The sequence below is a fragment of the Candidatus Kryptonium thompsonii genome (genome assembly GCF_001535985.1).
Taxonomy (GTDB): Bacteria; Bacteroidota; Ignavibacteria; order Kryptoniales; family Kryptoniaceae; genus Kryptonium; species Kryptonium thompsonii.
On the sequence record NZ_CZVS01000007.1, the window covers coordinates 240 to 25,967 of the forward strand.

Annotated in this window: 26 protein-coding genes (1 of these 26 cut by a window edge); 1 reads left to right on the forward strand and 25 read right to left on the reverse strand. The window is 38.2% G+C overall.

The features are described from left to right. From AWW78_RS01205 to AWW78_RS01235, 9 genes are all read right to left on the reverse strand, one after another. Positions 1-1,071, reverse strand: the 5' portion of a protein-coding gene (locus AWW78_RS01205) for a TonB-dependent receptor (protein WP_176696216.1). Its footprint begins 42 nt before the window's first position; the window shows 1,071 of its 1,113 coding nt (coding positions 1-1,071); it begins with the start codon at positions 1,069-1,071; its stop codon lies beyond the left edge, outside the window. A 145-nt stretch (positions 1,072-1,216) separates the two neighbouring features. Then, positions 1,217-2,065, reverse strand: coding sequence for a hypothetical protein (locus AWW78_RS01210; RefSeq protein ID WP_047133880.1), 849 nt, complete (start codon positions 2,063-2,065; stop codon positions 1,217-1,219). Between the two features lie 106 nt (positions 2,066-2,171). Beyond that, positions 2,172-2,303 carry a hypothetical protein gene (locus AWW78_RS10830; RefSeq protein ID WP_255301270.1) on the reverse strand — a complete coding sequence of 44 codons (132 nt, stop codon included), beginning with the start codon at positions 2,301-2,303 and terminating at the stop codon, positions 2,172-2,174. A 221-nt stretch (positions 2,304-2,524) separates the two neighbouring features. Then, the gene (locus tag AWW78_RS01215; protein WP_075458659.1) at positions 2,525-4,603 is read right to left on the reverse strand and encodes a multiheme c-type cytochrome; all 2,079 of its coding nucleotides are present in this window, start codon (positions 4,601-4,603) and stop codon (positions 2,525-2,527) included. Positions 4,604-4,756: 153 nt separating this feature from the next. After that, positions 4,757-5,902 carry a tRNA guanosine(34) transglycosylase Tgt gene (gene tgt, locus AWW78_RS01220; protein WP_047133881.1) on the reverse strand — a complete coding sequence of 382 codons (1,146 nt, stop codon included), beginning with the start codon at positions 5,900-5,902 and terminating at the stop codon, positions 4,757-4,759. Between the two features lie 21 nt (positions 5,903-5,923). Next, a complete protein-coding gene (locus AWW78_RS10490; protein ID WP_159420993.1) occupies positions 5,924-6,100 on the reverse strand; it encodes a hypothetical protein in 177 nt (58 codons plus the stop codon). 21 nt (positions 6,101-6,121) lie between these two features. After that, a complete protein-coding gene (locus AWW78_RS01225; RefSeq protein ID WP_047133910.1) occupies positions 6,122-6,817 on the reverse strand; it encodes an ABC transporter ATP-binding protein in 696 nt (231 codons plus the stop codon). Positions 6,818-6,845: 28 nt separating this feature from the next. After that, positions 6,846-8,129, reverse strand: coding sequence for an isocitrate dehydrogenase (NADP(+)) (gene icd / locus AWW78_RS01230; protein ID WP_047133882.1), 1,284 nt, complete (start codon positions 8,127-8,129; stop codon positions 6,846-6,848). 16 nt (positions 8,130-8,145) lie between these two features. Beyond that, a complete protein-coding gene (locus AWW78_RS01235) occupies positions 8,146-8,601 on the reverse strand; it encodes an HIT family protein (protein WP_047133883.1) in 456 nt (151 codons plus the stop codon). Positions 8,602-8,724: 123 nt separating this feature from the next. Between AWW78_RS01235 and AWW78_RS01240 the strand changes: the two genes are divergently transcribed. Continuing rightward, entirely contained in the window at positions 8,725-9,756 is a 1,032-nt protein-coding gene (locus AWW78_RS01240; protein ID WP_047133884.1) for a glycosyltransferase family 2 protein, read from the forward strand. Here AWW78_RS01240 and AWW78_RS01245 read toward each other — a convergent pair. From AWW78_RS01245 to infB, 16 genes are all read right to left on the reverse strand, one after another. After that, the gene (locus AWW78_RS01245; protein WP_141653872.1) at positions 9,753-10,925 is read right to left on the reverse strand and encodes an anhydro-N-acetylmuramic acid kinase; all 1,173 of its coding nucleotides are present in this window, start codon (positions 10,923-10,925) and stop codon (positions 9,753-9,755) included. The genes AWW78_RS01240 and AWW78_RS01245 overlap by 4 nt on opposite strands. Positions 10,926-10,957: 32 nt before the next feature. Continuing rightward, a complete protein-coding gene (locus tag AWW78_RS01250; RefSeq protein WP_047133885.1) occupies positions 10,958-11,791 on the reverse strand; it encodes a menaquinone biosynthesis family protein in 834 nt (277 codons plus the stop codon). Positions 11,792-11,819: 28 nt separating this feature from the next. Further along, positions 11,820-12,485, reverse strand: a complete 666-nt coding sequence (gene nth / locus AWW78_RS01255) for an endonuclease III (RefSeq protein ID WP_047133886.1) — start codon at positions 12,483-12,485, stop codon at positions 11,820-11,822. A gap of 20 nt (positions 12,486-12,505) precedes the next feature. Beyond that, complete coding sequence (locus AWW78_RS01260) at positions 12,506-12,877, reverse strand: (2Fe-2S) ferredoxin domain-containing protein (protein ID WP_047133887.1); 372 nt, start codon at positions 12,875-12,877, stop codon at positions 12,506-12,508. A gap of 19 nt (positions 12,878-12,896) precedes the next feature. Continuing rightward, positions 12,897-13,151 (reverse strand): hypothetical protein, encoded by a 255-nt coding sequence (locus AWW78_RS01265; protein WP_047133888.1) that lies wholly within the window; start codon positions 13,149-13,151, stop codon positions 12,897-12,899. A 1-nt stretch (position 13,152) separates the two neighbouring features. Beyond that, positions 13,153-13,440: a 2Fe-2S iron-sulfur cluster-binding protein gene (locus tag AWW78_RS01270; protein ID WP_047133889.1), complete on the reverse strand. Its 288-nt coding sequence runs from the start codon at positions 13,438-13,440 to the stop codon at positions 13,153-13,155. A gap of 46 nt (positions 13,441-13,486) precedes the next feature. Further along, the gene (locus AWW78_RS01275) at positions 13,487-14,215 is read right to left on the reverse strand and encodes a class I SAM-dependent methyltransferase (protein ID WP_047133890.1); all 729 of its coding nucleotides are present in this window, start codon (positions 14,213-14,215) and stop codon (positions 13,487-13,489) included. 22 nt (positions 14,216-14,237) lie between these two features. Further along, positions 14,238-16,376: an ATP-dependent helicase gene (locus tag AWW78_RS01280; protein WP_234697334.1), complete on the reverse strand. Its 2,139-nt coding sequence runs from the start codon at positions 16,374-16,376 to the stop codon at positions 14,238-14,240. A gap of 26 nt (positions 16,377-16,402) precedes the next feature. Next, positions 16,403-17,326: a transketolase family protein gene (locus tag AWW78_RS01285; RefSeq protein ID WP_047133892.1), complete on the reverse strand. Its 924-nt coding sequence runs from the start codon at positions 17,324-17,326 to the stop codon at positions 16,403-16,405. Next, on the reverse strand, positions 17,326-18,183 hold the full coding sequence (locus AWW78_RS01290; RefSeq protein WP_102134769.1) for a transketolase: 858 nt from the start codon (positions 18,181-18,183) through the stop codon (positions 17,326-17,328). The genes AWW78_RS01285 and AWW78_RS01290 overlap by 1 nt, the downstream gene beginning before the upstream one ends. Positions 18,184-18,337: 154 nt before the next feature. After that, on the reverse strand, positions 18,338-20,533 hold the full coding sequence (locus tag AWW78_RS01295; protein ID WP_047133893.1) for a polyribonucleotide nucleotidyltransferase: 2,196 nt from the start codon (positions 20,531-20,533) through the stop codon (positions 18,338-18,340). Positions 20,534-20,560: 27 nt separating this feature from the next. Then, positions 20,561-20,830, reverse strand: coding sequence for a 30S ribosomal protein S15 (gene rpsO, locus AWW78_RS01300; protein ID WP_047133894.1), 270 nt, complete (start codon positions 20,828-20,830; stop codon positions 20,561-20,563). A 33-nt stretch (positions 20,831-20,863) separates the two neighbouring features. After that, positions 20,864-21,811, reverse strand: coding sequence for a bifunctional riboflavin kinase/FAD synthetase (locus tag AWW78_RS01305; protein ID WP_047133895.1), 948 nt, complete (start codon positions 21,809-21,811; stop codon positions 20,864-20,866). Beyond that, the gene (truB, locus tag AWW78_RS01310; RefSeq protein ID WP_047133896.1) at positions 21,786-22,493 is read right to left on the reverse strand and encodes a tRNA pseudouridine(55) synthase TruB; all 708 of its coding nucleotides are present in this window, start codon (positions 22,491-22,493) and stop codon (positions 21,786-21,788) included. Before truB ends, AWW78_RS01305 begins: the two co-directional genes overlap by 26 nt. After that, a complete protein-coding gene (gene rbfA, locus AWW78_RS01315; protein ID WP_047133897.1) occupies positions 22,459-22,851 on the reverse strand; it encodes a 30S ribosome-binding factor RbfA in 393 nt (130 codons plus the stop codon). The genes truB and rbfA overlap by 35 nt, the downstream gene beginning before the upstream one ends. Positions 22,852-22,879: 28 nt before the next feature. Next, on the reverse strand, positions 22,880-25,723 hold the full coding sequence (gene infB, locus AWW78_RS01320; RefSeq protein WP_047133898.1) for a translation initiation factor IF-2: 2,844 nt from the start codon (positions 25,721-25,723) through the stop codon (positions 22,880-22,882). Between the last annotated feature and the right edge of the window lie 5 nt (positions 25,724-25,728).

The following is a 25,728-nucleotide window of genomic DNA, read 5'->3' on the forward strand; positions in this document are numbered from 1 at the left end:
GCCAGTAAAATCTCTAGTAAGTCCAAAAGAGCTTAAATCTGATGCTATATTGAAAATCCAGTTTGGATTAAGCAGATAAACATAATTGAGGCCGATAACTTTAGTGCCCCACCTTAAGTCTCCTTCCTCAACTAATCTATCACGGGCAATAAAGCTTGAAATATTTATTGTAGAATTTTTAGATACGGGTTGAGCAATTTTAAAATTAAAATCAAAATAATGGTAATCTGGTAATACACGGCGAGGGAAAAGAAGATCAAAGTATGTTCTACGAATGCCGATAATCCAAGAACCATTATTAATTGTTGGACCTTCCGCTACGCCACTGAAACTTACAAGGCTCACATTGCCACTTGCACATATTTTGTTCTTATTCCCTTCCCTCGTAGTAATATTTATCACGGAAGAGGTTCTATCACCATAAGTTGCATCGAAACCTCCTTTTATCAATTCAACACTTTTCACCATTTTGGAATTAAAAACACTAATAATACCCCATGAATGTTCTATATTATAAACCTCAACCCCATCCACTAGAATTAGATTATTTTCTGGATATCCACCTTGAATATAAAGCCTTGAACTAAAATCCCTTTCAACTACTCCGGGAAAGGAAGGTAATGTTTTTAACAAATCAAATTCCCCCAAAAATGGCGGTATTTTTTCTATCTCATTTCTTCTAACTATAATTGTCCTCGGCTCCATGTTTGTGTTTGGCAAAGATTCAACTTCTACTGTATCAATCTCAACACTATCTGGAACAAGATAAACATTTAAATTAATATTTTCATTCTCCCTGATAACAACTTCTTTTTCTAATCTTTGATAACCTACAATTGAGTATACTATCAGGTATTTCCCCGGCGAAAGGAATAATATATAATATCCATCTTGATTGCTCGCCGTTCCTCTACTTGTCGATTTAACCCACACATTCACAAATGAAAGGGGAATGCCACTGGTTTGATCATAAATAAAACCACTTACAGTTCCAACTTGAGCAGAAAGAAGCTGAGTAATAAGTATTGTAAATAAAGCAAGTATCCAAATTTGCAACAGCTCCTTTGTCACCGGCAACGATACTTATATTTGCATTTTCTAGGGGGTATCGGATTTAATTTGAACTTGATTCCATTAGTTACAAGTTCACCTGCCTCGAATATAAGATTGTTTACCTTTATTTCCTAAAATGCTAATTTTATAGTTATTAACTTCCTCACAAAAAAATCAATATAAATCTAACTCCAAATCTATACAGACTTTCTTTGAAAATTTCTTTACTTCTTGAATAGCGATACTCAAAGAATAAATCGAATTGCATATCGTCTCTAATTTTGTAACCAAAATTAGCAGTGTAAGAAAATATGTTTAAGGTTCCTTGCTCTCTAAATGGCTGTAAATAGATTAAAAATTTACCCGAGTCTTGATGGGTATTAAAAACCAAAAAATCATGGCTATATTTACCAAATAGCGACATCCCAACACTTTGTAACATTTTTAACTTTGCAATCTCGAAATCAATACAACCACCAAGTATAATAACATTTGAAAGCTTATATCTTCCCGTAAAATACACCACGGTATTCAAAGGATCCTTTGAAGTACTATACCCTATCGTTTTATTTTCATATTGGATAAATAACTCTAAATACTTTAAAAATTTATATTGCAAATTCAAATTTGTAAACCCCGGGATAGAGCGATCGAGTTTATTTAAAAATACATTATTTTTTGTAATATAATTCCCAGTTGGCTTTATCGGCGCTAAATATGTAGTTGAAAGCCTAAGTGACAATGTTATGTTTTTCCAAACCAAACCCAAATCGAAATCATAGAATATAGGTCCAGAAGATCTAATGTTAGGAATTACATTTAAAACTTGCCTTTCCAATTCAAATTTATAAACTTTTACATTGCTTAAAAATGGAAAATATGCATTTACAATTTCATAATTTGGTTGAACTTTGATAAAAAATTGGACATTTATAATTGACAAGAGATTCTTATCTTGGGCATTAAGAGTTGCGATACGTAATAGAACGATAAATAAAATAATTTTTTTCATAGACTTTTTCTTTGATATGTATTTTTTAAAAAGTCCTTATCTCTATGAGCTAACAAGATACCAATGTAGTAAACCCCTATCATCTTCTCTCCACCTTGTGTCATCATCATAACCATCGAACTTCTGCATCATTAAGTACTTTTACCACACCAATTATTTCCCAACAGCCATCTATCCTTGAAGATGTTATACTTCTACCGCTACCACTATCAATTAAAGAAATAGAGACTCTTTCCATCCCTACCAAATGTTTTTACCTTTTTCTTCCTTTACTTCCTTAACTATTCACAATAATAATCAATGAAAAATAAAAAGTCAAGATGGGGTTCAGGGGAGTATCAAAATTGTATCTTCAAGGATGGTTTAAAGTGTTAACAGGTAATGCTTTATAGACATGGGTGAATATTTTTAATTGGGGCAGGCTTAAAGCCTGCCCCTTTCTTTAATTTCTCAAATACATTATTTGAGCAACACCATCTTCTTCGTCGCAACAAAGTCATCAGCAGTTAATCTATAGAAGTAAACACCGCTTGCAAACCCAGAAGCATTGAAATCAACCGTATGCACACCTGCACGCAAATATCCATCTACCAAGACACTTACCCTCTCACCTAAAGCATTAAATACCTCAAGTTTAACTTTCGCATCTTTAGGCAAAGCAAAGGCTATCTTTGTGGTAGGATTGAATGGGTTCGGATAGTTCTGATACAGTTCAAACTTAATCGGCACATCATATGTTGGGAATTCAACGCCAGTAATCTTGCCAATTGAAAGCTGCAACAATCGCACGACATATTTTGGATTGTGTACACCACGACTTCCATCTCCAACAACATAGCGGTAGTTCCAATAAGCTTGCTTTAATCTCACAGAGTCGGGGTCGATTCTAATCTGTTGCCAATCAACCGTGGGTTGTCCCTTCGGTGGCAAAGCCATTGCAAGTTTTTCAATCAAACCATCAACTTCCTTCATAAACGGCTCAACGGTGCCATCCATATCGTAGTCGTAAGAAGCAATTATATCATCGAACTTGGTTATACCAGTATGACATTTCACGCAACCAGTGATATTGTCATACTCCTGACCATCGGGGGCGATATATTTCATTTTCCAAGTATGCATTCCGAGCTTATCTCTTGCAACATGGCCTGTGTCTGGAGTAGCAGACATATGGCAACCTACACATGCATTTTCAACAAGTCGATGTCCAACACTGCTTGGCAAAGTTTCACCCCAGCTGTAACCATTTTGACCAAGATAAACATCACCCGCTCCAGCATAATGTGGACCCCAAATTGAGCTAAGATTTGTCGTGACATATGTTAAAGCGTTCCTGCGAAACTTATGGCAATTAACACAGAGTTTACCTTTGCCAAGGTTAATTTGCGAATAATCAAATCCGTTTGCAAGCGTATCGGCTGATGTAGGCGCTTCTCTTAACTCCATTGAGTGCGGATCATGGCAGGTTTGACAGACTATCTTCGTGTGAGTGATACGGCTGTAACCCGAGGAAGCCCTATTATCAAATGGTTCATTTTTAACAAAACTCACAAAACCAGCTCCATCATGACAACGAACGCAAGTGTTAAGATCATAATTCTGAATTGGCTGCGCTCCAGCAGCGGTGTTTCTGAAACTATTTGACCAAACCGACTCAGCATGACCTGAGTATTCCCACTGTACATAGCGGTTATGTCTCCATGGCTCATTATGGCATTGAGCACAAACTTCAGGATTCATCGTCTTCGGTTGTGTTCCGGCTCCGAAGTGAGATGGGTTCTTCGGACCATGGCAGTTCTCACAACCAATAGTTGCAAGCAAACTTAATCCTTTCTTGTCAGTCGTCAAAAGCGAGTCAAAAAGCCCAGCTCTTGGCGGCTTCCATTGGTTCCAGTCAAACCCAAGTTGCGCTGCGACATCGTCAAACCCACCATTGTTCGCCATAGTGTTATAACCTGTTGTGTGGCATCTCCAACAATTCGGTCCCCAATACGAGGCAACTTGCCCATTCATACCACGCTCAAACATCGTTGCATGTCGAGAAGAACTCCACTTTGAATAAACATCCGGGGTTGCGTTCTTATGACAAGTTGCACAGTTAAGAGTTTGACTACCTATGTCCTTCCAATCAACGCCGGTGTAATTTGCAGCAATAATTGTAATCGTGGTGTCGTCAGCGCCATTTACAACCAATTTAACTTGGTATGTTCCAGCGACATCGGGAGTAAATGAAACCAACTGAGCACTTGTGCTGCTCAAAGCCGCATTTGAGTTCGTTGGTTTACTCACAATTGACCATTCATAGCTTGTGGCAGGCTTAAAAGTAGTATCACCCGAAACATCATAACCCACAAGCCACACAACTGTACCAGTTCCAACAACTGATAAACTGGAAGATATACTATCAAGGTTCGCAATCCCCATTCCCTCTAATTCATGTGGGGACATCCCTTTAATTTTGATGTAAGCCTTTTGAGCTGAAAGGGGTAGAGCTAAGATAAGCAAAAAAATCATTAAAGTTGTCACTCTTAACTTCATTTTGCCATCCATATTTTATTTTTTGTACACAAAAAATAAAAAAGCAATTTCCATGCCAATTCCCAAAAACTTAAAATTTTTTTAATTTTTATGATCATATGTGCTAAAATGCTACAGCTTGTAAAAAGTTGGGCGTCGCTTTATTCGACAAATTTAGTGGTTAGCTATTTTCGCTTTTTCCCCTATTTTCTGGAGCATTTTATCTTTCCATTCTAAAAAGTCCCCCTGAATTATATGGCTTCTTGCCTCCCTGACAAGCCATAAATAGAAGGCGAGATTATGAATAGAAGCAAGTTGAAGGGCGAGAATTTCATCTGCATTGAAAAGATGACGGAGATATGCCCGTGTAAAACTTCTACAAGTATAGCAATCGCAATCCTTGTCAACAGGTGTAAAGTCTTCCTTATAAATTGCATTTTTTATGCTAAATTTACCCTCCCTGGTATATAATGTTGCATTTCTGCCATTTCTCGTCGGTATAACGCAATCAAACATGTCAATTCCACGGGAGATCGCCTCCAAAATATTTTCAGGAGTGCCCACCCCCATAAGATATCTTGGTTTATCAACTGGGAGAAGTGAAGCGGTAAATTCAGCTATTTGATACATCGTTTCAATTGGCTCACCAACTGCTAATCCTCCAATCGCATAGCCATCTAAATCAAGCTTTACAAGTTCCTCAACGCTTTTAGCCCTTATCTCTGGATAAATACTTCCTTGAACGATTCCAAAAATTGCCTGCGTATGACCATACAAAGGCTTCGTATTGTCAAATCTTTCGCGAGATCTTTTAGCCCACTCAATAGTTAATTGATTTGATTTAAAGGCATAATCATAATCACAAGGATAAGGTGTGCATTCATCAAGGCACATCATAATATCTGAACCAAGTATTCGCTGAATGTCAATAATACTTTCAGGTGTGAAAAAATGATATGAACCATCGATGTGTGATTGAAACTTTACACCCTCTTTTGAGATTTTTCTAAACTGAGCCAAACTAAAAATCTGAAACCCCCCACTGTCTGTTAGAATACCTCTTTCCCAACCTATAAACTTGTGCAATCCACCTGCTTTAAAAATCACATCCGTCCCAGGTCTTAAATAAAGATGATATGTGTTTCCAAGAATTATTTGCGCTCCTATTTCAACAAGTTCCCTCTGCTCAACTGCCTTGACGGTCCCCTGTGTTCCAACTGGCATAAAAACTGGGGTTTCAATAACACCATGGTCAGTATAAATAAGTCCAGCGCGAGCTGAAGTTTTAGAATCAAGCGCCACAAGTTCAAATTTAAACACAGGACATTTTAAATCTAATTTTTACACTTCCTCTTCAGCAGTTTGATGTAGTTCACTTGCTACCTCTTCCTCGTCAAGGTCGACAACCACATCTTTCATCAGATCATTTATCAACCAATTTGCTATCATATATCCAACCGCGAGGCCAATTCCAAGTGCGGTTAATCCAGCAAGAACGATTTTAACTTCCTTTTTCATTTCACTCTCCGTAATTTTGTTTTAAAAATTTCTTTCAGTTGTTATAATTTCGCAAATTTTCCCATCAACTATTTTTATAATCCTATTTGCCATCTCGGCAAGTTTTTCATTATGCGTCGCAATTATAAAAGTTTGCTTGTATTTTCTATTTAACTCAAACATTAAATTATGGAGTATTTCCGCATTTTCACTATCAAGATTTCCCGACGGCTCATCAGCAAGAATTAATTCAGGTGAATTCATCAAAGCTCTCGCAACCGCCACTCTTTGTTGTTCTCCACCCGAAAGCTCCGACGGTTTGTGATGTGCCCTATCCGCAAGTCCAACCTCCTTAAGAAGTTCGTACGCCTTATCCTTAACTTCATCAAAGCTTTTTCCCGCTATCATCGCGGGCATCGCAACATTTTCAATAGCCGTGAATTCAGGTAAAAGATGATGAAATTGAAACACAAAGCCAATTTTTTTATTTCTGAACTTGGCAAGTTCGACATCCGACATTTTAAACACATCAATCCCATCAATATAAACTTTTCCCTCGCTCGGTCTATCAAGGGCGCCGATAATGTGAAGAAGTGTACTCTTACCAGCGCCGGACGCCCCAACTATCGCTATCATCTCACCTCTTCTAACTTCAAAGCTTATTCCTTTTAAAACATGTAGTTTAACACTTTTCCCAAGCCAAAAAATTTTGTGTATATTCTCTGCCCTTAAAATTATCTCGCTCAAATCCCGTCCTTCTAAATTATTATTTCGCAGCAAAAATTTCGCTTAAATCGCACTTCATTATGTTTTCAACAATCCTTTGAGCAAATTCACTTGTTTTTACTTCAGTGGCTCCTTCCATCTGTCGCGCAAAGTCATATGTCACATACTTTTGCTTTATCGTCTCTTGCATCCCATACTCAATCAATTTAGCTGCCTCCTTCCAACCGATATATTCAAACATCATAACACCCGAAAGAATAACCGAACCTGGGTTAACCTTATCAAGCCCAGCATATTTCGGAGCAGTACCATGGGTTGCTTCAAAAACAGCATAGAAATCACTGATATTTCCACCCGGTGCAATCCCAAGCCCTCCAACAAGTGCAGCTGCAGCATCGGATAGATAATCGCCATTAAGATTTGGCGTCGCTATAACATCATATTCAGCGGGTCTTGTGATTAACTGCTGGAACATATTATCGGCTATTCTATCTTTGATGACAATTTTGCTATCCGGTTGCTTACCACCATAATCTTTGTTGAGCTCCTCCTCGGTTATGACATATTCTCTAAACTCTTCAAGCGCAACCTGATATCCCCATTCGCGAAAAGCTCCTTCTGTAAACTTCATTATATTCCCCTTATGAACAAGCGTGACGCTTTTGCGACCATTTTCAATTGCATATTTAATCGCCTTGCGAACAAGTCGCTTCGAGCCAAATTCCGACATCGGCTTAACACCAATTCCAGAATCTCTTCTAACCTTAATCCCATATTCTTTCTCAAGTATATCGATCATCTTCAACGCCTCCGGTGAACCCATCTTCCATTCAATTCCCGCATAAACATCTTCAGTATTTTCTCTGAAAATAACAACATCAACATCTTGCGGTCTTTTCATCGGGCTTGGAACACCTTCGTAATACTTAACGGGCCTAACGCATGCGTAAAGATCGAGAACTTGTCTCAATGTGACATTTAAGCTCCTTATCCCACCGCCAACCGGGGTTGTAAGTGGTCCTTTTATGGCAATTATATGTTCTTTAATTGCTTCAAGCGTATCGTCTGGAAGCCATACTTCACGACCATAAACCTTGTTGGCTTTTTCACCGGCGTAAATTTCAAACCATACAACTTTTCTCTTTCCATCATACGCCTTTTCAACAGCGGCATCGAATACCATTCTTGCTGCCCTCCATATGTCAGGTCCCGTTCCATCACCCTCAATGAATGGAATTATTGGATTGTCAGGAACATTTAGTTTGCCGTCTTTGACCGTTATTTTTTCACCTTCTGAAGGTGGAACTAATTTTTCATACGCCATATTTCATTACCTCCCGCTAAATTATTTGTGTTTTAGGTTCGTTTATTTTTTGCCTTATTAAATTTGCATATTTTTTAAGTTCCTCATCCGTGTATTTCTTAACGACAGGTTTAAACTTCAACCCATCGTTTGAATATCGAGGGATCACATGAAAATGCACATGAAAAATCCTTTGACCCGCGACAAATCCATTGTTTGAAAGAATGTTAAAACCTCCCGGCTTCGGCTCGATCGAACTCATAATTGCCCCAGCAACAATTTTTACCGCGCTCAAAAGATATGAATAAAGTTCCTCCGGCAAAGACAAAAAGTCATCGTAATGTTTCTTCGGGATCACAAGCGCATGCCCAAAGTTGACAGGATTAATATCAAGAATTGAAATGATATGCTCGTTCTCATAAAGAATCTCTGCTTTCTCCGAACCTTCAATAATTTTACAAAATACACAATTTTCTTGAAGCTTCGTTCCCATGAGTCTTTGCGAAAGTAATATGATAAAATTTTTTATCACGATTTAAATTTAATCAAACAGCGAATAAATAACAATTTTGTTTTTGGGACCTACTTAAGTTAAATTTTACAAAAACTTCGCTTGATGAAGCAGCCAAGGGTTAGCGTAATCATACTCAACTGGAACACAAAACACTTCCTTGAAAAATTCCTACCTTCCGTCGTTCAAACAAATTATCAAAATTTAGAGATCATCGTTGCGGACAACGGCTCAACCGATGGAAGTGCTGATTTCGTAAGAGAAAATTTTAAATCTGTAAAACTTATCACCTTCGATAAAAACTATGGCTTCTGCGGAGGTTACAATAGAGCGATCGAATTCGCCAGCGGTGATTATATCGTTTTACTTAATTCAGATGTTGAAGTTACCCCTGAATGGCTTAATCCAATTATAAATTTTATGGAAGAAAACAAAGATGTCTTTGCTTGTCAGCCAAAGATTTTATCTTATTTTGAGAGGAACAAATTTGAATATGCCGGTGCATGCGGTGGCTTCATTGATAAATTTGGATACCCATTTTGCCGTGGCAGAATTTTTTTCTACACAGAGGAAGATATGGGGCAATATGATGAAATAAAACAAGTCTTTTGGGCAACGGGAGCATGTATGGTAATTCGAAGAAATTTACTCCATGAAATTGGCTTCCTCGATGAAGATTTTTTCGCACATATGGAAGAAATAGACCTATGCTGGAGAGCAAACCTTCATGGATATAAAATATTTTGTATCCCGCAAAGCAAGGTTTATCATGTCGGCGGTGGAACTCTCCCAAAAGCAAATCCAAGAAAAACATTTTTAAACCACAGAAACAGCCTGATAATGCTTGAAAAAAACTTAACATTTCCAGATGCGCTTTTAATAATTCCGATAAGATTGTTCCTTGACATCATCTCAGCAATTGTTTATCTTCTCAAAGGAAGCGTTGGGGATTTTTTCGCAGTGCTTAAAGCTCATTTTATTTTCTTGATCGCTCAACCGAAGTGGATAATAAAGAGAATTAGAAACCGAAAAAAGATTAAGAAGAAAAAAATAAACAACAATCTGATTTTTAAAAAAAGCATAGTAATTGAATATTTCATTCTTGGCAAAAAGAAATTCTCTGAATTGAAATTTTAAAAATAGATTCCCCCAAGAATCGTTCTCTTATTTGCACCTGTTACCGAAGTTATGTTCACTGGATTCCCAGCCACTGCCTCATTTGCAAAAACGGCAAAGCAAATCGCCTCCTTCGCCTCAGAAGAAATCCCAAACTCGTCGGTCAATCTGACTGGAACTTGGAAATATTTCTCAAGTGATTTAATCATAAATTTGTTCTTTGCCCCACCACCGCTCACAATTATTTCATCTATTTGCGTATATGGTTTGATGAATGTTTTATAATTTTCAAATATCGCATAAACTGTAAATTCAGTCGCTGTTGCTACTATGTCCTCTGCGGGGAGTGATAATTCTTTACCCCATTTTAGGATTTGATTTACAAATGCGGAGCCAAATTCTTCTCTACCCGTTGATTTCGGCGGTTTTTTCGTAATAAAAGGATGCTCCATCATCTTTCCAAGCAAATCTTCCGAAACTTTCCCGCTTTGCGCGATCTTTCCATCCTCGTCATAATCTTGATTAAAAAATATCTTAACAAGCGCATCGATAACCATATTTCCCGGTCCTGTATCAAAAGCAATCACATCCTCAACATCACAACCTTTTTTCAAAACTGTAAAGTTTGCAATTCCACCAATGTTAAGCACCAACCTATTTAAACTATCCGATGTGAAAATAATATAATCAAAGTAAGGAACAAGCGGGGCTCCTTCCCCACACAAAGCCATATCACCAACCCTGAAATTGCCAACCGTTGGAATACCCGTCAATTTTGCGATAACCCCAGGATCACCGATTTGAAGCGTCCCTTTAACTTTATAGCCAGATATTTCAACCTCACCAGGCAAATGCTGAATTGTTTGACCATGCGAACCGATTAAATCAACATCCGAAACACTAATGCCAAGCTCATCAAGCGTTTTAAAAATTGAGTCGGCATAAATTTGGGCAAGCAGAAAGTTTAATCTACAAATTTCATCAACCTTGCTCGTTTCAGGTTGTGAATTCTTTAAAATTAATTTTTTTAGTCCCTCATCAAATGGAAATGTTTTCCACCCAATAGTTTTAACTTTTGTCTGTCTACCAGCGTTTAAAACTTCAACAACTGCAACATCAACCCCATCTGCAGATGTCCCCGACATTAAACCGACAACTATTTTAGGATTTTTTTCTCTTAACTTTATCAACTTTTCGATCACACTTATATGATTAAATTTGTTTAATATTCAACGAACTCAACTTTAACTTTATTAGGTATCAAGCCTCTCTCAAAACCCAAATCGAGAAACAGTTGCACAGCCTTCCTGCCATCCTCACCATAATCAAGGGTCAACTCATTTACATACATGCCGACGAATTTATCAGCGAGATTATCGTCCATTCCTCTGGCAAATTGTAAAGCATATTTAAGGGCTTCATATCTATTTTCAAGTGCATACTTTACACTCTCATACAAATATCTCGAAACTTTTTTCATCAATTGAATTCCAAGCTCTTTCTTTATTGCGTTCCCGCCTAAAGGAAGTGGCAATCCTGTTTGATCATACCACCATTCCCCAAAGTCAATTAGCTTAACAAGTCCAGAGTTCGAATAAGTCAATTGTCCCTCATGAATTAAAAGTCCAGCGTCGATCTCATCATTTAAAACTGCATCGATAATTTTATCAAACTGAATTACTTTATACTTTACATTAGGCTCAAAAATTTTCAGAATCAAAAAAGCGCTCGTCAAAGTCCCTGGAACCCCAATCGTAAGATCTTTCAAGTCGGACGGAGAAAATTTTTTCTTAGCCACCAGAATTGGACCATATCCAATTCCCATACTTGCACCACATGGCATCAGCATATATTTGTCCGACACATAAGCATATGCATGAAAAGAAATTGCAGTGACATCATAAACACCCTCAAAGGCTTTTCTATTTAAGGTTTCTATATCGCTTAAAATGTTGACAAATTTTAGATCGCCTGTGTCTATTTTATTATTTACAAGAGCGTAAAACATAAAAGCATCGTCTGAATCAGGGCTGTGCGCAACGGTTATTTCCTTCATTCGGTAAAATCTTTACTTTTAAATTAACTCATACTTTTGCAGATGGGCAGAGCTTGTTAATTTTACATATTGAACATTTAGGCTTCCTTGCCTCGCAAACATATCTACCATGCTCCCCAATTAGATGTGAAAAAAGCGTCCATTTACCCTTTGGAACGATCTCCATCAACTCAAACTCAATCTTATCTGGATTACTACTTTTAACAAGCCCAAGCCTAGCAGTTACCCTTTTAAGATGCGTATCAACGATAATTCCATCTTTCCCAAACGCATTTGCAAGGACTGCGTTTGCTGTTTTCCTGCCCACGCCTGGGAGCTCGACAAGTTCCTCAAGTGTATCTGGAACTTGCCCATTATATTTTTCAACTAAAACTTGACAACAGTTTTTAATGGCTTTTGCTTTGTTTTTGTAAAATCCAGTTGGTCTTATCTCCTGCTCAAGCACTTTCAAATCAGCGTTCGCATAATCTTGGGCAGTTTGATATTTTTTAAAGAGATACTCTGTTACCTTATTAACCCTCTCATCGGTGCACTGCGCTGCAAGTATTGTCGCAACAAGAAGCTCAAGCGGATTTGAGAAGTTTAGATGGGTTTTCGCATTAGGATAAAGCTTCTTTAACACATTTATAATTTTGCTAACCCTTTTCTTCTTTTCCTGCAGTGTTTCTTTGGCGAATGGAGATTTTTTTGACATATCTCAGCCTCTAATTGTTTTTAATGTTCATCCTTTAATGCCTCAATCTTTGCATTTTTCATCAACTTAGGATTGAACCTTTCATCATTAATCAGCAACGATTCGACAACCTTGCCTTTAACCAAATGCTCATCTATAATTTTCTCTATATCTTTTTCGCTCACATTACCATACCATATTGCCTCTGGATAGATCACAATGCTTATACCATATTCGCACGCATCAAGGCAACCTGCTGAATTAACTCGAACGATTTTATTTAATCCAAGTTCGGCAATTCTCTTTTTAAATTTATCTCTCAACTCTTCCGAGCCTTTCTGACCGCAAGAACCTTTTGGATGCTCAGGTGGTCGAGTATTTGTGCAGATGAAAATATGTTTTTTAAATCTCACTTTGATTTAAGTTTTATTTTTAATCCTTCTTCAAATCAATTAACAAAACCACATCACCCGATGCAGTGCCTTTACTTGCCAGTGTTTCATCGTTACTATATTCAAATCCACGAGTTAAATTAAAAAGCACAAAGTCATCTACATTCCTTTCACCGTGATAAATCTCATCAACAAACTTTTTGACGATCTCTTTGATCATAACTTCATCATCAACCTCATACCTGTAAATTTCGCCTGAGAAGCCTTTTCCAACTGCAAGAGTTATCCTTGCCATTTCACCAATAAGATGTTGTGATTTTAACATCTCCATAAACTTTGACTGCACATGCAAGCCTTTCGTTTTCGGATAAGCCTTTCCTCTCCGCTAGTCTCATTTCCTCAAAATCTGGGCTTGACAAATTCTCCATTCCATTGAGCACTAAAACACGACAATGTCCACAAGTTCTATCACCATTACAAGATTCGGCAATTGGGATTGAATTTTCTCTTGCCACATCAAAAATTGTTTTACCTTCTTCACACTCTACTTCAATTCCAAGCCCATAAAAATTTATTAAGGGCATAAACTTTGCTGATTTTTTAACCAATTTACTCAAAAAGAAAAAATAATCAAAGACTTTTCTTCACTGCGGTGATCGCAACATAACCCATCCACTTATCCCCACCTTGTTCAAGAAAAACACTCACCTCATGCTTGAACCTCTTAACCTCTTTAAACTCATTCTTCGAGAAGCGTCTCTCTTTCAATGAACTCTCGATGATCTTTTTAAACTCTGAATAATAACGCACGAGCTCATTGCTTATATCCTGAACGAAAGTTGGTTCTAATCCACAACTTTTGAAAATTTTTAACTTTTCCTCAAGTGTCTCAATTGCTCCACCTTCCACATGCCATGCCTCACGCACATAAGTTGGCACAGGGGATTTCTTCCAATAAAAGTCAGCCACACCAATAAACGAACCATCTTTCAAAACTCTGTAAAATTCCTTCAATATCTGAGTTTTCTTATACTGCGACAAAATCCCCTCTGATATTATCAAATCAAATGTTTTATCTTCAAAATCAAGAGTAATTGGACTCATAACTTTAACTTTTACCTTTTCTTCAAGCCCCGCCATTGCAACCTCGCTTTTCGCAGAAATAACTATGTGCGGAAGCTCATGCACCCCGTAAACACTGCATTTAAAATTTTTCGCAATGTAAGTGAGACTGTCTCGCAAATTTACACTTGCAACCAGAACATTCATTCCCTCTTTGATTTCAAGCTTTGAACAAATGAATTTTGTTGAGCTTGTCCCCCCAAGCGTCGGTATCTTGATTTGTTTTTCAGATTTCATTTTGAAGGTGAGCTTCAGGTTTTCATATAACTTTCAGATTTGCATATTTCAGAAGGAGTAATTTTCGACCATACTCTTTAAAATCAACCATCACACGAATACCATCACCACTCCCTGATATATCTACCACAACCCCAAGTCCAAAAACTTCATGCTTGACAAGTGAACCTACACCAATATTTTTTGGTTGAAACATAGGGCTTGAAATTTTAACTTCGCGAACTCTTTCCTTTTTATCCTCCCTTGAACTATAATAAGAAACAAGCTCAGGTGGAATTTCATCAAGAAACCTTGACCTTTTTTGAACAAAAACATTTCCAGCCCTCATTCTCTCCTTGGCATAGGAAAGGTAAAGTTTCCTCATCGCACGCGTCATTCCAACATAGAAAAGGCGTCGCTCTTCTTCAAGCTCTTTTAAATTATAAATAGAACTTGCAATTGGGAAAAGTCCCTCTTCAAGCCCCGTAATAAATACGACTGGAAATTCAAGCCCCTTTGCACTGTGCAATGTCATTAAAGTTATCGCATCTCTTTTATTCTCCCATGTATCAATCTCAGCTATTAAAGAAACTTGCTCAAGAAATTTTTCAAGTCCGCCATCCTCGGGGTTCTCATTGGAAAATTCAGTTATAGCTGATAAAAGTTCTTCTATATTTTCAATCCTTTGCTGTGCTTCTGGCGTGCCCTCCTGCTTATAAAACCTTATGAGCCCAAGGTCATCAACGAGCGCACGAGCAAGCTCCCCAGCGCTTATCTTATCCTTCAGATCAATATATTTTTGAATCAAAGTACAAAAATTAAAAATGTTTTTCCGCGCCTTTTCAGTCAATCCTGGAATCGTATGTGACCTGCACATAGCTTCAAACAGCGACAAACCCTTAACATTTGCAAATGCTTTCACACGCTCTATCGTAACATCACCTATGCCACGATTTGGGAAATTAACTATCCTAAGCAAGCTTTCATCATCTCTTGGATTAACTATAAGCCTAAAATAGGCGAGCAAATCTTTAATCTCTTTTCGCTTGTAGAAAGCAACGCTACCAACGATTGTATAAGGAAATCCTTGGCGACGGAGTTCGTCTTCAAATAATCTTGATTGCGCATTTGTTCTGTAAAGAATTACAAAATCGCGAAGGTTATATTTGTTCCTGCGAATTTCCTCTTTGATGAAATGAACGACTTTTTCTGCTTCATCTCTGTCATTTCTACATTCAAGCACAACGATTGGTTCGCCTTCGCTATTCTCAGTCCATAGGTTTTTAAATATCTGTTCGGTGTTGTTTTTTATAACCGAATCAGCGGCACGAAGAATTTTTTTTGTTGAGCGATAATTTTGTTCAAGTTTAAAAATCTTACAATCGGGGAAATCATTTTTAAAATCAAGCATATTTCTTATCTCAGCCCCACGCCATGAATATATGCTTTGCGCATCATCCCCAATCACACAAAGGTTTCTATGCTTTGCCGAAAGCATTCGCAACAAAATATATTGAACACGATTCGTATCTTGATATTCATCAACGAGTATATACTTAAACTTCGTTTGATATTTCTCAAGTACATCTGGATACCTCTCGAAAAGCTCAACTGATTTGATAAGAAGGTCATCAAAATCCATTGCGTTCCTCTGGAAAAGGGCGGATTGATAAGCCTTATAAATCTGTGCAATTTTAACATCAAACGAATTTTCAGCAAGTGCGGAGAATACCTCCGGGCTGACAAAAGCATTTTTTATATTGCTTATTTTCGCCTGAGCAAGAGATGGATTTATCGTATCCTCAGGAAAGTTGAGTTCTTTAATTATACTTTTTATCAAACTTAAACTATCATCTTGATCATAAATCGTAAAACTCCTCGTATAGCCAAGCCTTTCAGCTTCCTGTCTTAAAATCTTCGCAAATACAGAATGAAAAGTTCCCATCACAACATTCTTAGCGATATCCCCAACAAGTTGAACGGCGCGTTCCTTCATTTCGTTAGCTGCCTTATTCGTAAAGGTGAGAGCAAGTATCTCCCATGGTCTAACGCCAAGCGATAAAAGATATGCAATTTTATAGGTTAAAACTCTCGTTTTCCCGCTTCCAGGTCCAGCAAGTATCAAGATAGGTCCATCTATACATTTTACAGCTTCCCTTTGCGCCTTGTTAAGATCTTTCAAAAAATCCCTCATTTTAAAAATTTTCATTACTTCAAAAATTCTCTCACTTCTTTTGCAATACCTTCAGGATCAAGCCCATATTTCTCATAAAGCTCTTTCGGACTGCCCGATTCGCCAAATTTCTTTATTCCAATCCTTTTGACTTTAACTGGATAATTCTCCGCCAAAACCTCCATCACAGCTGAACCAAGCCCACCAACAATATTGTGATCTTCAACGGTGACTATTTTCCCAGTTTCAACTGCACACTTTATTATAAGCTCTTCATCTATTGGTTTAATTGTGTGTATATTCACAACGCGTGCGCTTATCCCATCCTTTTCAAGTTTTTCCCCAGCAAGCAAAGAGTTAAACACAACTCCACCAGTTGCAAAAATGGTCACATCTTTCCCATCTTTTAAAATTACTCCCTTCCCAAATTGAAATTTGTAATCAGGTGGATTGACATCTTCAAGTGGTTGCCTTGTTAATCGTAAAAACACAGGTCCTTGATGCAGAGCGATATATTCAACAGCTTGCTTTGTTTCAATATCATCACACGGCTGAATGACCGAAAAATTCGGTAACGCTCTCATAAGTGCGATATCCTCAAGTCCCATTTGACTGTAACCATCTTCCCCAATTCCAATCCCAGCGTGAGTACCAACAAGTTTGACATTTGCATTCGTATAAGCAACCGACATTCTTATCGTTTCATATCTGCCTATCAAAAAACATGCGAAACTACATGCGAATGGAATTTTACCAGCTAAGGCAAGCCCAGCAGCCGTCCCTATCATATTTTGTTCCGCAATTCCCATTTCGAAGAATCTATCTGGAAACTTCTTCGCAAACTTTATTGACATTGTTGATTTTGAAAGGTCAGCATCAAGGACAACTATATCACGAATTTTTTCTCCAAGTTCCTCAAGTGCTTCTCCGAATGAAACACGCGTTGCTTTAGCTGGCATTATTTTACCTCCGCCTTTTGTGATAAAAGTTCGTTAAGCTCTTCCTCGAGTTCCTTCAAAGCGAGTTTTGTCTCCTCGTCATTTGGCGCTTTACCATGCCACTCATGATTATCTTCCATAAATGAAACACCCTTACCTTTAACTGTGTGCGCAATTATGAAAGTTGGTTTTCCCTTTACGAGTTCAGCTTCATCAAGGGCAGATAAAATTTGTTCAAAATCATGTCCGTCGATTTCAATCACATTCCAATTAAAAGCCCTCAATTTATCCGCAAGTGGTTCAATGTTCATAACATCCTTAACATAACCATCAATTTGACCTTTGTTGTAATCGACAATCGCACAAAGATTATCAAGCTTAAATTTCGGTGCAGACATTATCGCCTCCCACACTTGACCTTCTTGCATCTCCCCATCGCCGAGCAAACAATAAACGCGATATTTTTTGCCATCAATTTTTCCTGCAAGAGCTATCCCTTGAGCAATTGATAAACCCTGCCCCAAAGAACCAGTTGACGCTTCAACATAAGGTAAATCAAGTCGCGATGGATGCCCCTGTAATCGCGAATTTATTTTTCTTAAAGTAAAAAGTTCTTCATAAGGTATAACCCCTCTATGTGCTAAAACCGCATAAAGAGCAGGAACGCCATGACCTTTGGATAATATGAATCGATCCCTGTCTGGTGAAAGTGCATTTTCAGGTGTCCTCTTTATTTTCTCCCAAAATAAAGCAACAAGGATTTCAACGCACGAAAGAGAACCACCAGGATGACCTGAACCAGCTTTGTTTAACATTTTTATTATGTCTATTCGTATTTTCGTCGCTATAACCTTTAGATCAATGAGTGAATTCTGCATTCATCATTCCCTATTATTTTGAATTCAAAATTCAGCACCGAAAAATATAAAAATTTTGGTTATAAAAAACAATTGCAATTTTATTAACACTTTAACCCCCAAATGCAACAATAAAAAATAAAAAATCTGCGGGCTGGGACACCCACAGATTTTTTTATCTTCTTGATTTATAAGTTGAGGTGGGCTGAGTTTGTCTTTGGTGTGAATCTGGTTTTGGAATCAAAGATTTTCTACTTAAAGTAAATCTCCCCATATCATCGATTGTCAATATCTGAACTTCAATTTCATCTCCAACTTTTAAAACATCAGAAACCTTCTCAATCCTCTTGTGATCGATCTCTGAGATATGGAGCAGTCCAATTTTACCAGGCAAAATTTCAACGAAAGCACCGAAATCAACAATTTTGCGCACAATTCCCTTATAAATTTTTCCAACTTCGGGAACCTCAGCAAGTTGTTCAACCATCTGCTTTGCTTTTTCACATGCTTCTTTACTCGGACCACTTATCCAAACCAAACCATCATTCTCAATAAAGACTTCAGCGCCGAATTCTTGTTTCATCATTTTAACATTCTTCCCAGCTGGACCGATAACCCAACCAATCATTTCAACTGGAATCCTTGTAGTCATAAGCCTGGGCGCATAGGGAGAAATCTCAGGGCGCGGTTTTGGGATTGTCTTCTCAAGTATATCAAGAATTTTCATCCTTGCCTCTCGTGCCTGCTCAAGCGCTCGTTCGAAAATTTCATAGCTTATACCACTTATCTTTATATCCATTTGAAATGCTGTTATCCCATCACGAGTTCCAGCAACTTTGAAATCCATATCCCCAAGCTTATCCTCATTGCCGAGTATATCCGTTAAAATTGCAACCTCATCGCCCTCCTTAACTAAACCCATTGCAATTCCAGCAACATGCTTTTTAAGCGGGATCCCACCATCCATCAAGGCAAGTGTTCCAGAACAAACGGTCGCCATTGAAGATGAACCGTTCGACTCAAGTATATCAGAAACAACCCTTATGGTGTAAGGGAATTCTTCCTCAGACGGTATCAAATTCTTTAAAGCCCTTTCAGCAAGATTCCCATGGCCAATTTCCCTTCTACTTGGACCGCGAAACGGAGCTACCTCACCCACTGAAAACGGTGGGAAGTTATAATGAAGCATAAATCTTTTTGTATACTCAGGCAATAATGTATCGATTAACTGTTCATCCATTTTTGTCCCAAGCGTAACGGTCGCAAGCGATTGTGTTTCACCCCTTGTGAATAATGCTGAACCATGAGTCCTCGGCAGAACTCCAACTTCTGCAGTTATTGGCCTTATGTCATTTAAACCTCGCCCGTCGATTCGCCTACCTTCACGCAAAACCATATACCTCATATCAACTCGCTCAATTTCCTCAATAACTTGCTTTACCCAGAACTCGAAACTTGGATAAAGCGCTATCAATGGTATAGTATTCCCAGACTCATCCTGAACCATCTCGGATGAATATCTCTGCTTTAAAGATTCTATCGTCTCCTTTACAATTGTTTCCATCCTTTCCGCCCGTTCAAGCTTCTTTAAAGGTGTTCTGTTAAGTTCTTTTATCTTCGCCTCAGCTATCTCTTTAACATCGTTTATGATTCTCTCTGGTATTTCCTCCTTTACTACTTCCCTCTTTGGCTTACCAACTTCCTTGGCAATCTCAATTTGAACCTCGCAAATCTTCTTTATGTATTCGTGCGCAAATTTTATCGCCTCAACCATATCTTTCTCTGATATCTCTTTCGCTTCACCTTCAACCATCACAATTGAATCAATTGTTCCAGCCACAACAAGATCAATATCGCTTTTCTCAAGCTGTGGGATTGTTGGATTTATAACAAACTGCCCGTCAATTCGTCCAACTCTAACCTCAGCAATTGGTCCATTCCATGGAATATCAGAGATCATCAAAGCAGCTGAACTTGCAATTCCTCCAATAATATCTGGATCATTTTCAAGGTCAAAAGAAAAAACCGTCACCGTCACTTGAGTTTCACTTCTGAATTCCTTTGGGAATAGGGGTCTTAAAGCCCTGTCAATCAATCTTGCCGATAAAATTTCTTTCTCCGTCGGTTTTCCCTCTCTCTTTTCAAATCCACCGGGAATTTTTCCTGCTGCAGATGTCTTTTCCCTATACTCAACCGAAAGGGGCATAAAATCAATATCTTTCTTTTGCTCCTCCGATGCAACTGCAGTAGCTAAAACCATAGTATCCGCGTATCTTACCATCACGGCGCCATCAGCTTGCTTCGCATATTTTCCTATCTCAAATGAGAGAATGCGTCCACCAATTTCAATTTCTTTCTTTAAATAACTCATAATCTCGCCACCATCCTTTGATTTCTTTTATTTTCTTAAATTAAGTTCCTCAAGAATTTGCTTATACCTTTCATAGTTTGTTCTTTCAAGATACCTTAACAAGCGTCTTCTCTTACCTATCATTTTAATCAAGCCCATCCTCGAATGCTTATCCTTCGGATGCTTTTCAAAATGTTCAGCAAGCTGATTGATCCTAGCTGTAAGAATCGCAATTTGAACTTCTGGGGAACCAGTGTCCTTTTCATGTTTACCATACTTCCTGACAAGTTCTCTTTTCTGTTCGCTTGTCAATGGCATATCTCCTTTTTATTTTTGTTTTTCAAAGTTAAATCAGAATATCACTGAAAACTCCTTTTCAATTAATTTAACTGCGTCCTTTTTGTCTCTCTCAATTTGCTCAACCAATTCCCTTGGAGTCGGGAATTTCATTTCATCCCTCAGCCTGTCTATAAACTCAACTTTTATATGTTTGAAATAAATCTCCTCATCAAAGTCAAATATATTTACCTCTGCAACTCTTTCGCTATCTAACTCAAAAGTCGGTCTGTAACCTATATTCATAAGCCCAAAATAATGTTTTCTATCTATCGTAACTCTTACAACATAAACTCCATTTTTCGGCATAAGCTTTCTTAACGATATCGGCTCAATGTTCGCTGTAGGGATGCCGAGTTCTTTGCCACGACCACTTCCTTTGACGACAACTCCATTTATAAAATAATACCGCCCAAGCAACTTAGATGCAAGTCTAACGTTCCCTTCGTTCAAAATTGACCTTATTTTCGAACTGCTAACTGGATTATTTTCAACAAGAAGCTGTGGAATTAACTCAACCTCAAACCCATACTTTTCCCCAAACCCTTTAAGCTTTTCAGGATTACCTTCCCTATTTTTACCAAAAGCGTGATTATATCCAACAATGACTTTCCTCAATCCTATCCTCCCAAGCATTATTTCTTTGCAGAACTCTTCAGCAGTTATATTTGAGAATTCAGGCGTAAAATTTACAACAAAAATAATGTCAAGATCATAATCACTCAAAAGCTCAATCCTTTCGTCAATCGTCGTTAAGATATAAAATTTTTCATTTGGATGTAAAACTTCTTGCGGATGCGGGTCAAATGTTACAAGAACCGTCCTCGCTCCCGTTTTAAGCTTTTCTTCTTTCATCCTTCTCAAAATTTCCTGATGGGCGATATGAACCCCATCAAATACACCGACTGTAACAATTGAATTGGGGTCCTTGACAATTTTATTTATGTTTCTCACCACCTCCATCCGTTCCTTGCGATGAAATTTTCTTAAGTTCCTCGATCGTTAAAGCATCTTCAAGTTTATACTCACCGATCCTCGTCCTGACGAGAGATTTTAAATAAGCTCCACACCCTAAACTTTCTCCAAAATCATAAACAAGACTTCTGACATAAGTTCCCTTTGAACATCTCACTCTAAAGCGAACTTCGGGAAGATTAACCTCCAAAATTTGAAAATCATAGATCTTAACTTTCCTCGGCTTCCTCTCCACAGTGATTCCCTTTCTCGCAAGACTATATAACGGTTTACCTTTATACTTCACTGCAGAATACATTGGTGGAACTTGTTCAATCTCCCCGATGAAACGCTTTACATTTTCTCTAATCACTTCCTCAGTTATACCATTAAGATTTCGTCTTTCAACTATTTCAGTCTCAGGATCATAACTAATCGTAACAGCGCCAAGCTCCATAACACCTTCATATTCTTTATCAAGTTCTGCTATCTTAGACAGCTCTTTTGTTTTCTTTCCAGTTGCAACTATCAATAAACCAGTTGCAAAAGGGTCAAGAGTTCCCCCGTGGCCTGCCTTTTTTACCTTAAACCATCTTTTGATTTTATCAACAACTCTATAAGATGTCCATCCAGACGGTTTATTCACAAGAATTATTTCACCCTCCCTTATCTTCTGAGCCAACCTCGTCACTTCTATTATTCTTTTCCCTATTTTCAATTTGTTTTAAAAGAGCATTAATTCTATCCACATGCTCAAGCGTATCATCAAGATAAAATTCTATTTCAGGAACAAATCTTAATCTTAACCTCGACCCAAGCCGTTGTCTTATGTTTTTCTTAAAAGATTCAATCTTCCTTATCGTGTTTTGTTGGATCACCTTATCCCCGTAAATGCTTATATAAATTTTTGCATACCTTAAATCGGGACTCATCCTCACATTCGTAACCGTCCAGAATCCAACGCTTTCATGTTCAAGAATCTTGGAAATTATATCAGATATCTCCTCCTTGATAAGTGAAGCAACCCTCTCTGCTCTTATGCTGTTCATTCTCAAACCTCATTTTAAGTTCAGAAATCTACGACCCTTTCACCTCTTCAAGTTTTCTTTTGATCTCAAGTATATTATAAGCTTCTATTACATCGCCAACTTTTATATCGTTATAATTTTCAAGCGCAACACCGCACTCAAGCCCTGCTTCAACTTCCTTTACATCATCTTTAAATCTTTTAAGCGAAGCAATTTTACCATCATAAATCACAATTCCATTTCTTATAAGTCGGGCACGGGCGCTTCTTAAAATTTTACCTTCGGTTACAAAACAACCTGCAACCGTCCCAACTTTTGAAATCTTGAACACCTCTCTAACCTCTGCTGTGCCAAGAAATTCTTCTCGCCTTTCTGGCTCAAGCATTCCCTCAAGAGCTTTCTTAACATCCTCAATCACATTATAGATTATATTGTAAAGCCGTATTTCAACATTTTCGCTCTCTGCGAGCTTTTTAGCTCCAGATGTTGGTCTGACATTGAAACCAATTATAATCGCTCCAGACGCCTGAGCAAGCAAGACATCGGATTCGCTTATAGCTCCAACAGCCCTATGAATAATTCTAACTTTAACCTCTTCAGTTGAAAGTTTCATCAATGAGTCAGACAAAGCTTCTACAGATCCATTAACATCTGCTTTAATTATAATTGGCAACTCCTTAACTTTCCCTTCTTTAATCTGTTCAGATAACTTATTTAATGATACAGCTCTCAACTGTCTAAATGTCTGTTCCCGCTTCAACTGAGCTCTTCTATTTGCAATTTCTCTTGCTCTCTTCTCATCTTCAACCACTATAAATGAATCACCTGCTTCAGGCAATTGATCAAACCCTATAACTTGGACAGGTGTTGATGGTTTAGCTATCTCAACTCTATTCCCTCTTTCGTCAAACATAGCTCTTACCCTTCCAAATGTAGTTCCAGCAACAAAGGGGTCACCGATTTTCAAAGTTCCAGTTTGAACAAGAACAGTTCCAACGGGACCACGTCCTTTATCAAGTTTTGATTCAATTACCACACCACGAGCTCTCTTTTTGGGATTCGCCTTAAGCTCCATTAATTCCGCCTCTAACAAAATCTTCTCAAGAAGCAAATCTACATTCTTCCCGTATTTCGCGGAGATTTCAACACACTGGTACTTACCACCCCAATCTTCAACCAAAATTCCTCTTTCGGCAAGTTGCTGTTTTATTTTATCTGGGTTTGCTCCTGGTTTATCAATCTTATTTATCGCAACAATTATAGGAACATTCGCAGCAAGGGCGTGGTTTATCGCTTCAACGGTCTGGGGCATTACAGCGTCATCTGCTGCGACAACGAGAACAACGATATCTGTAACCTGCGCACCTCGAGCCCGCATAGCAGTAAATGCTTCATGTCCTGGAGTATCGATAAATGTAATTTGTTTACCATTTGGAAGTGTTACCTGATACGCACCTATATGCTGTGTTATACCACCAGCTTCACCAGCTACTATATTGCTTTGCCTTATGTAATCAAGAAGAGTTGTTTTACCATGATCGACATGTCCCATGATAGTCACAACTGGCGGTCTCGGCTCAAGATCTTCGGGGTGATCTGGCTCCTCTTCAATTATATCTTCGAGATATTCCTCAGCCCTTTCAACTTCAAAACCGTAATCACTTGCAATTAGAGTTATCGTATCAAAATCAAGTCGCTGATTTATTGAAACAACAAGACCTAGATTAAGACACTTCTTAATTATCTCACTTGCTGAAACCCCGATGATATTTGCAAGTTCATTAACTGTGATAAATTCGGCAACTTTTATCTTCCTCTTTTCCCTTTCGATTTGCTCTACCTTTTTCTCTTCCTTCTCCTGTCTTTCCTTCTTCTTTCTCTTTTTAATTATCTCCCTTATATCTGGACCAGAATCCTCCATCTCAGCAAGCGTTTGATCAATATTACGTAAAATCTCAGCCTCATCAATTTCAATTCTACTTTTTTTCCTCTTTAACGGCTTCTTTATTTCAAAATCGTCTATTTCAACGATTTTCCTTTTCTTTTCTTCTTTTTCCTTTATTTGTTTTCTCTTTCGTGTCTCTTCTTTTATCGCCTCTACCTCAGGGGCATGGATAACATCGCTAACCGTTGTCTCTTCCTTGACTGGCTTTTCCTCTCTGAATTCCTTGCGCCTTTTACCCCTTCTTCTTTCCCTTCTTCTATCCCTTTCTCTTTCCGCTTCAAACCTCTTCCTTCTATCATCCTTCCTAAATTCCTTCCTCTCCTCTACCTTGACATAAACCATTCCTGTGGCTTTTTCAGAACCAACTGGTTCCGCCTGTTTTTCTTCGGGTTTAGCGGGTGCTTCTTTTAACTCAGCTGTTTCACCTTTGGCTTCAGCATGTTCTTCTATAACGGTTTCAGCCTGCTTTTGTGCAAGTTCTTCAACTTGCTCAACCTTATCCTTCGTTTCATCCTTTGCCTCTTTAATTTCACTTACAGCAATCTCCGCTGATTTTTCCTCCGCTGTTACAGGCTCCGAACCTTGTACTGCCACTTCCTCGGCAGGCTGGACAAATTCGGGCTTTGGCTCCTCCGCTTCGATCTTAACAACTTGTGTTGGTTCAACCTCTTTCTGTTCAGCGGGTAACTTTGTCTCAATTTCCTCAACAACGGTACGCGGTTCAACTTTCGCAGGTTTAACTTCTCTTGCTTCTTTCTCTCTTTTTCTCTTTTGACGCTCTGCTTGCTCTCGCTCGTGTTTGTAGTGTTTATTTATTATCTCAAGCATTTTATCATCAACGGGCGACATATAGCCCTTCACATCAAAACCTTGCTTTTGTAGGAAACTAACAAGTTCATCAGACGATATATTAAGCTCTTTCGCTATTTGATATATTCTCTTAGGCATGTCTT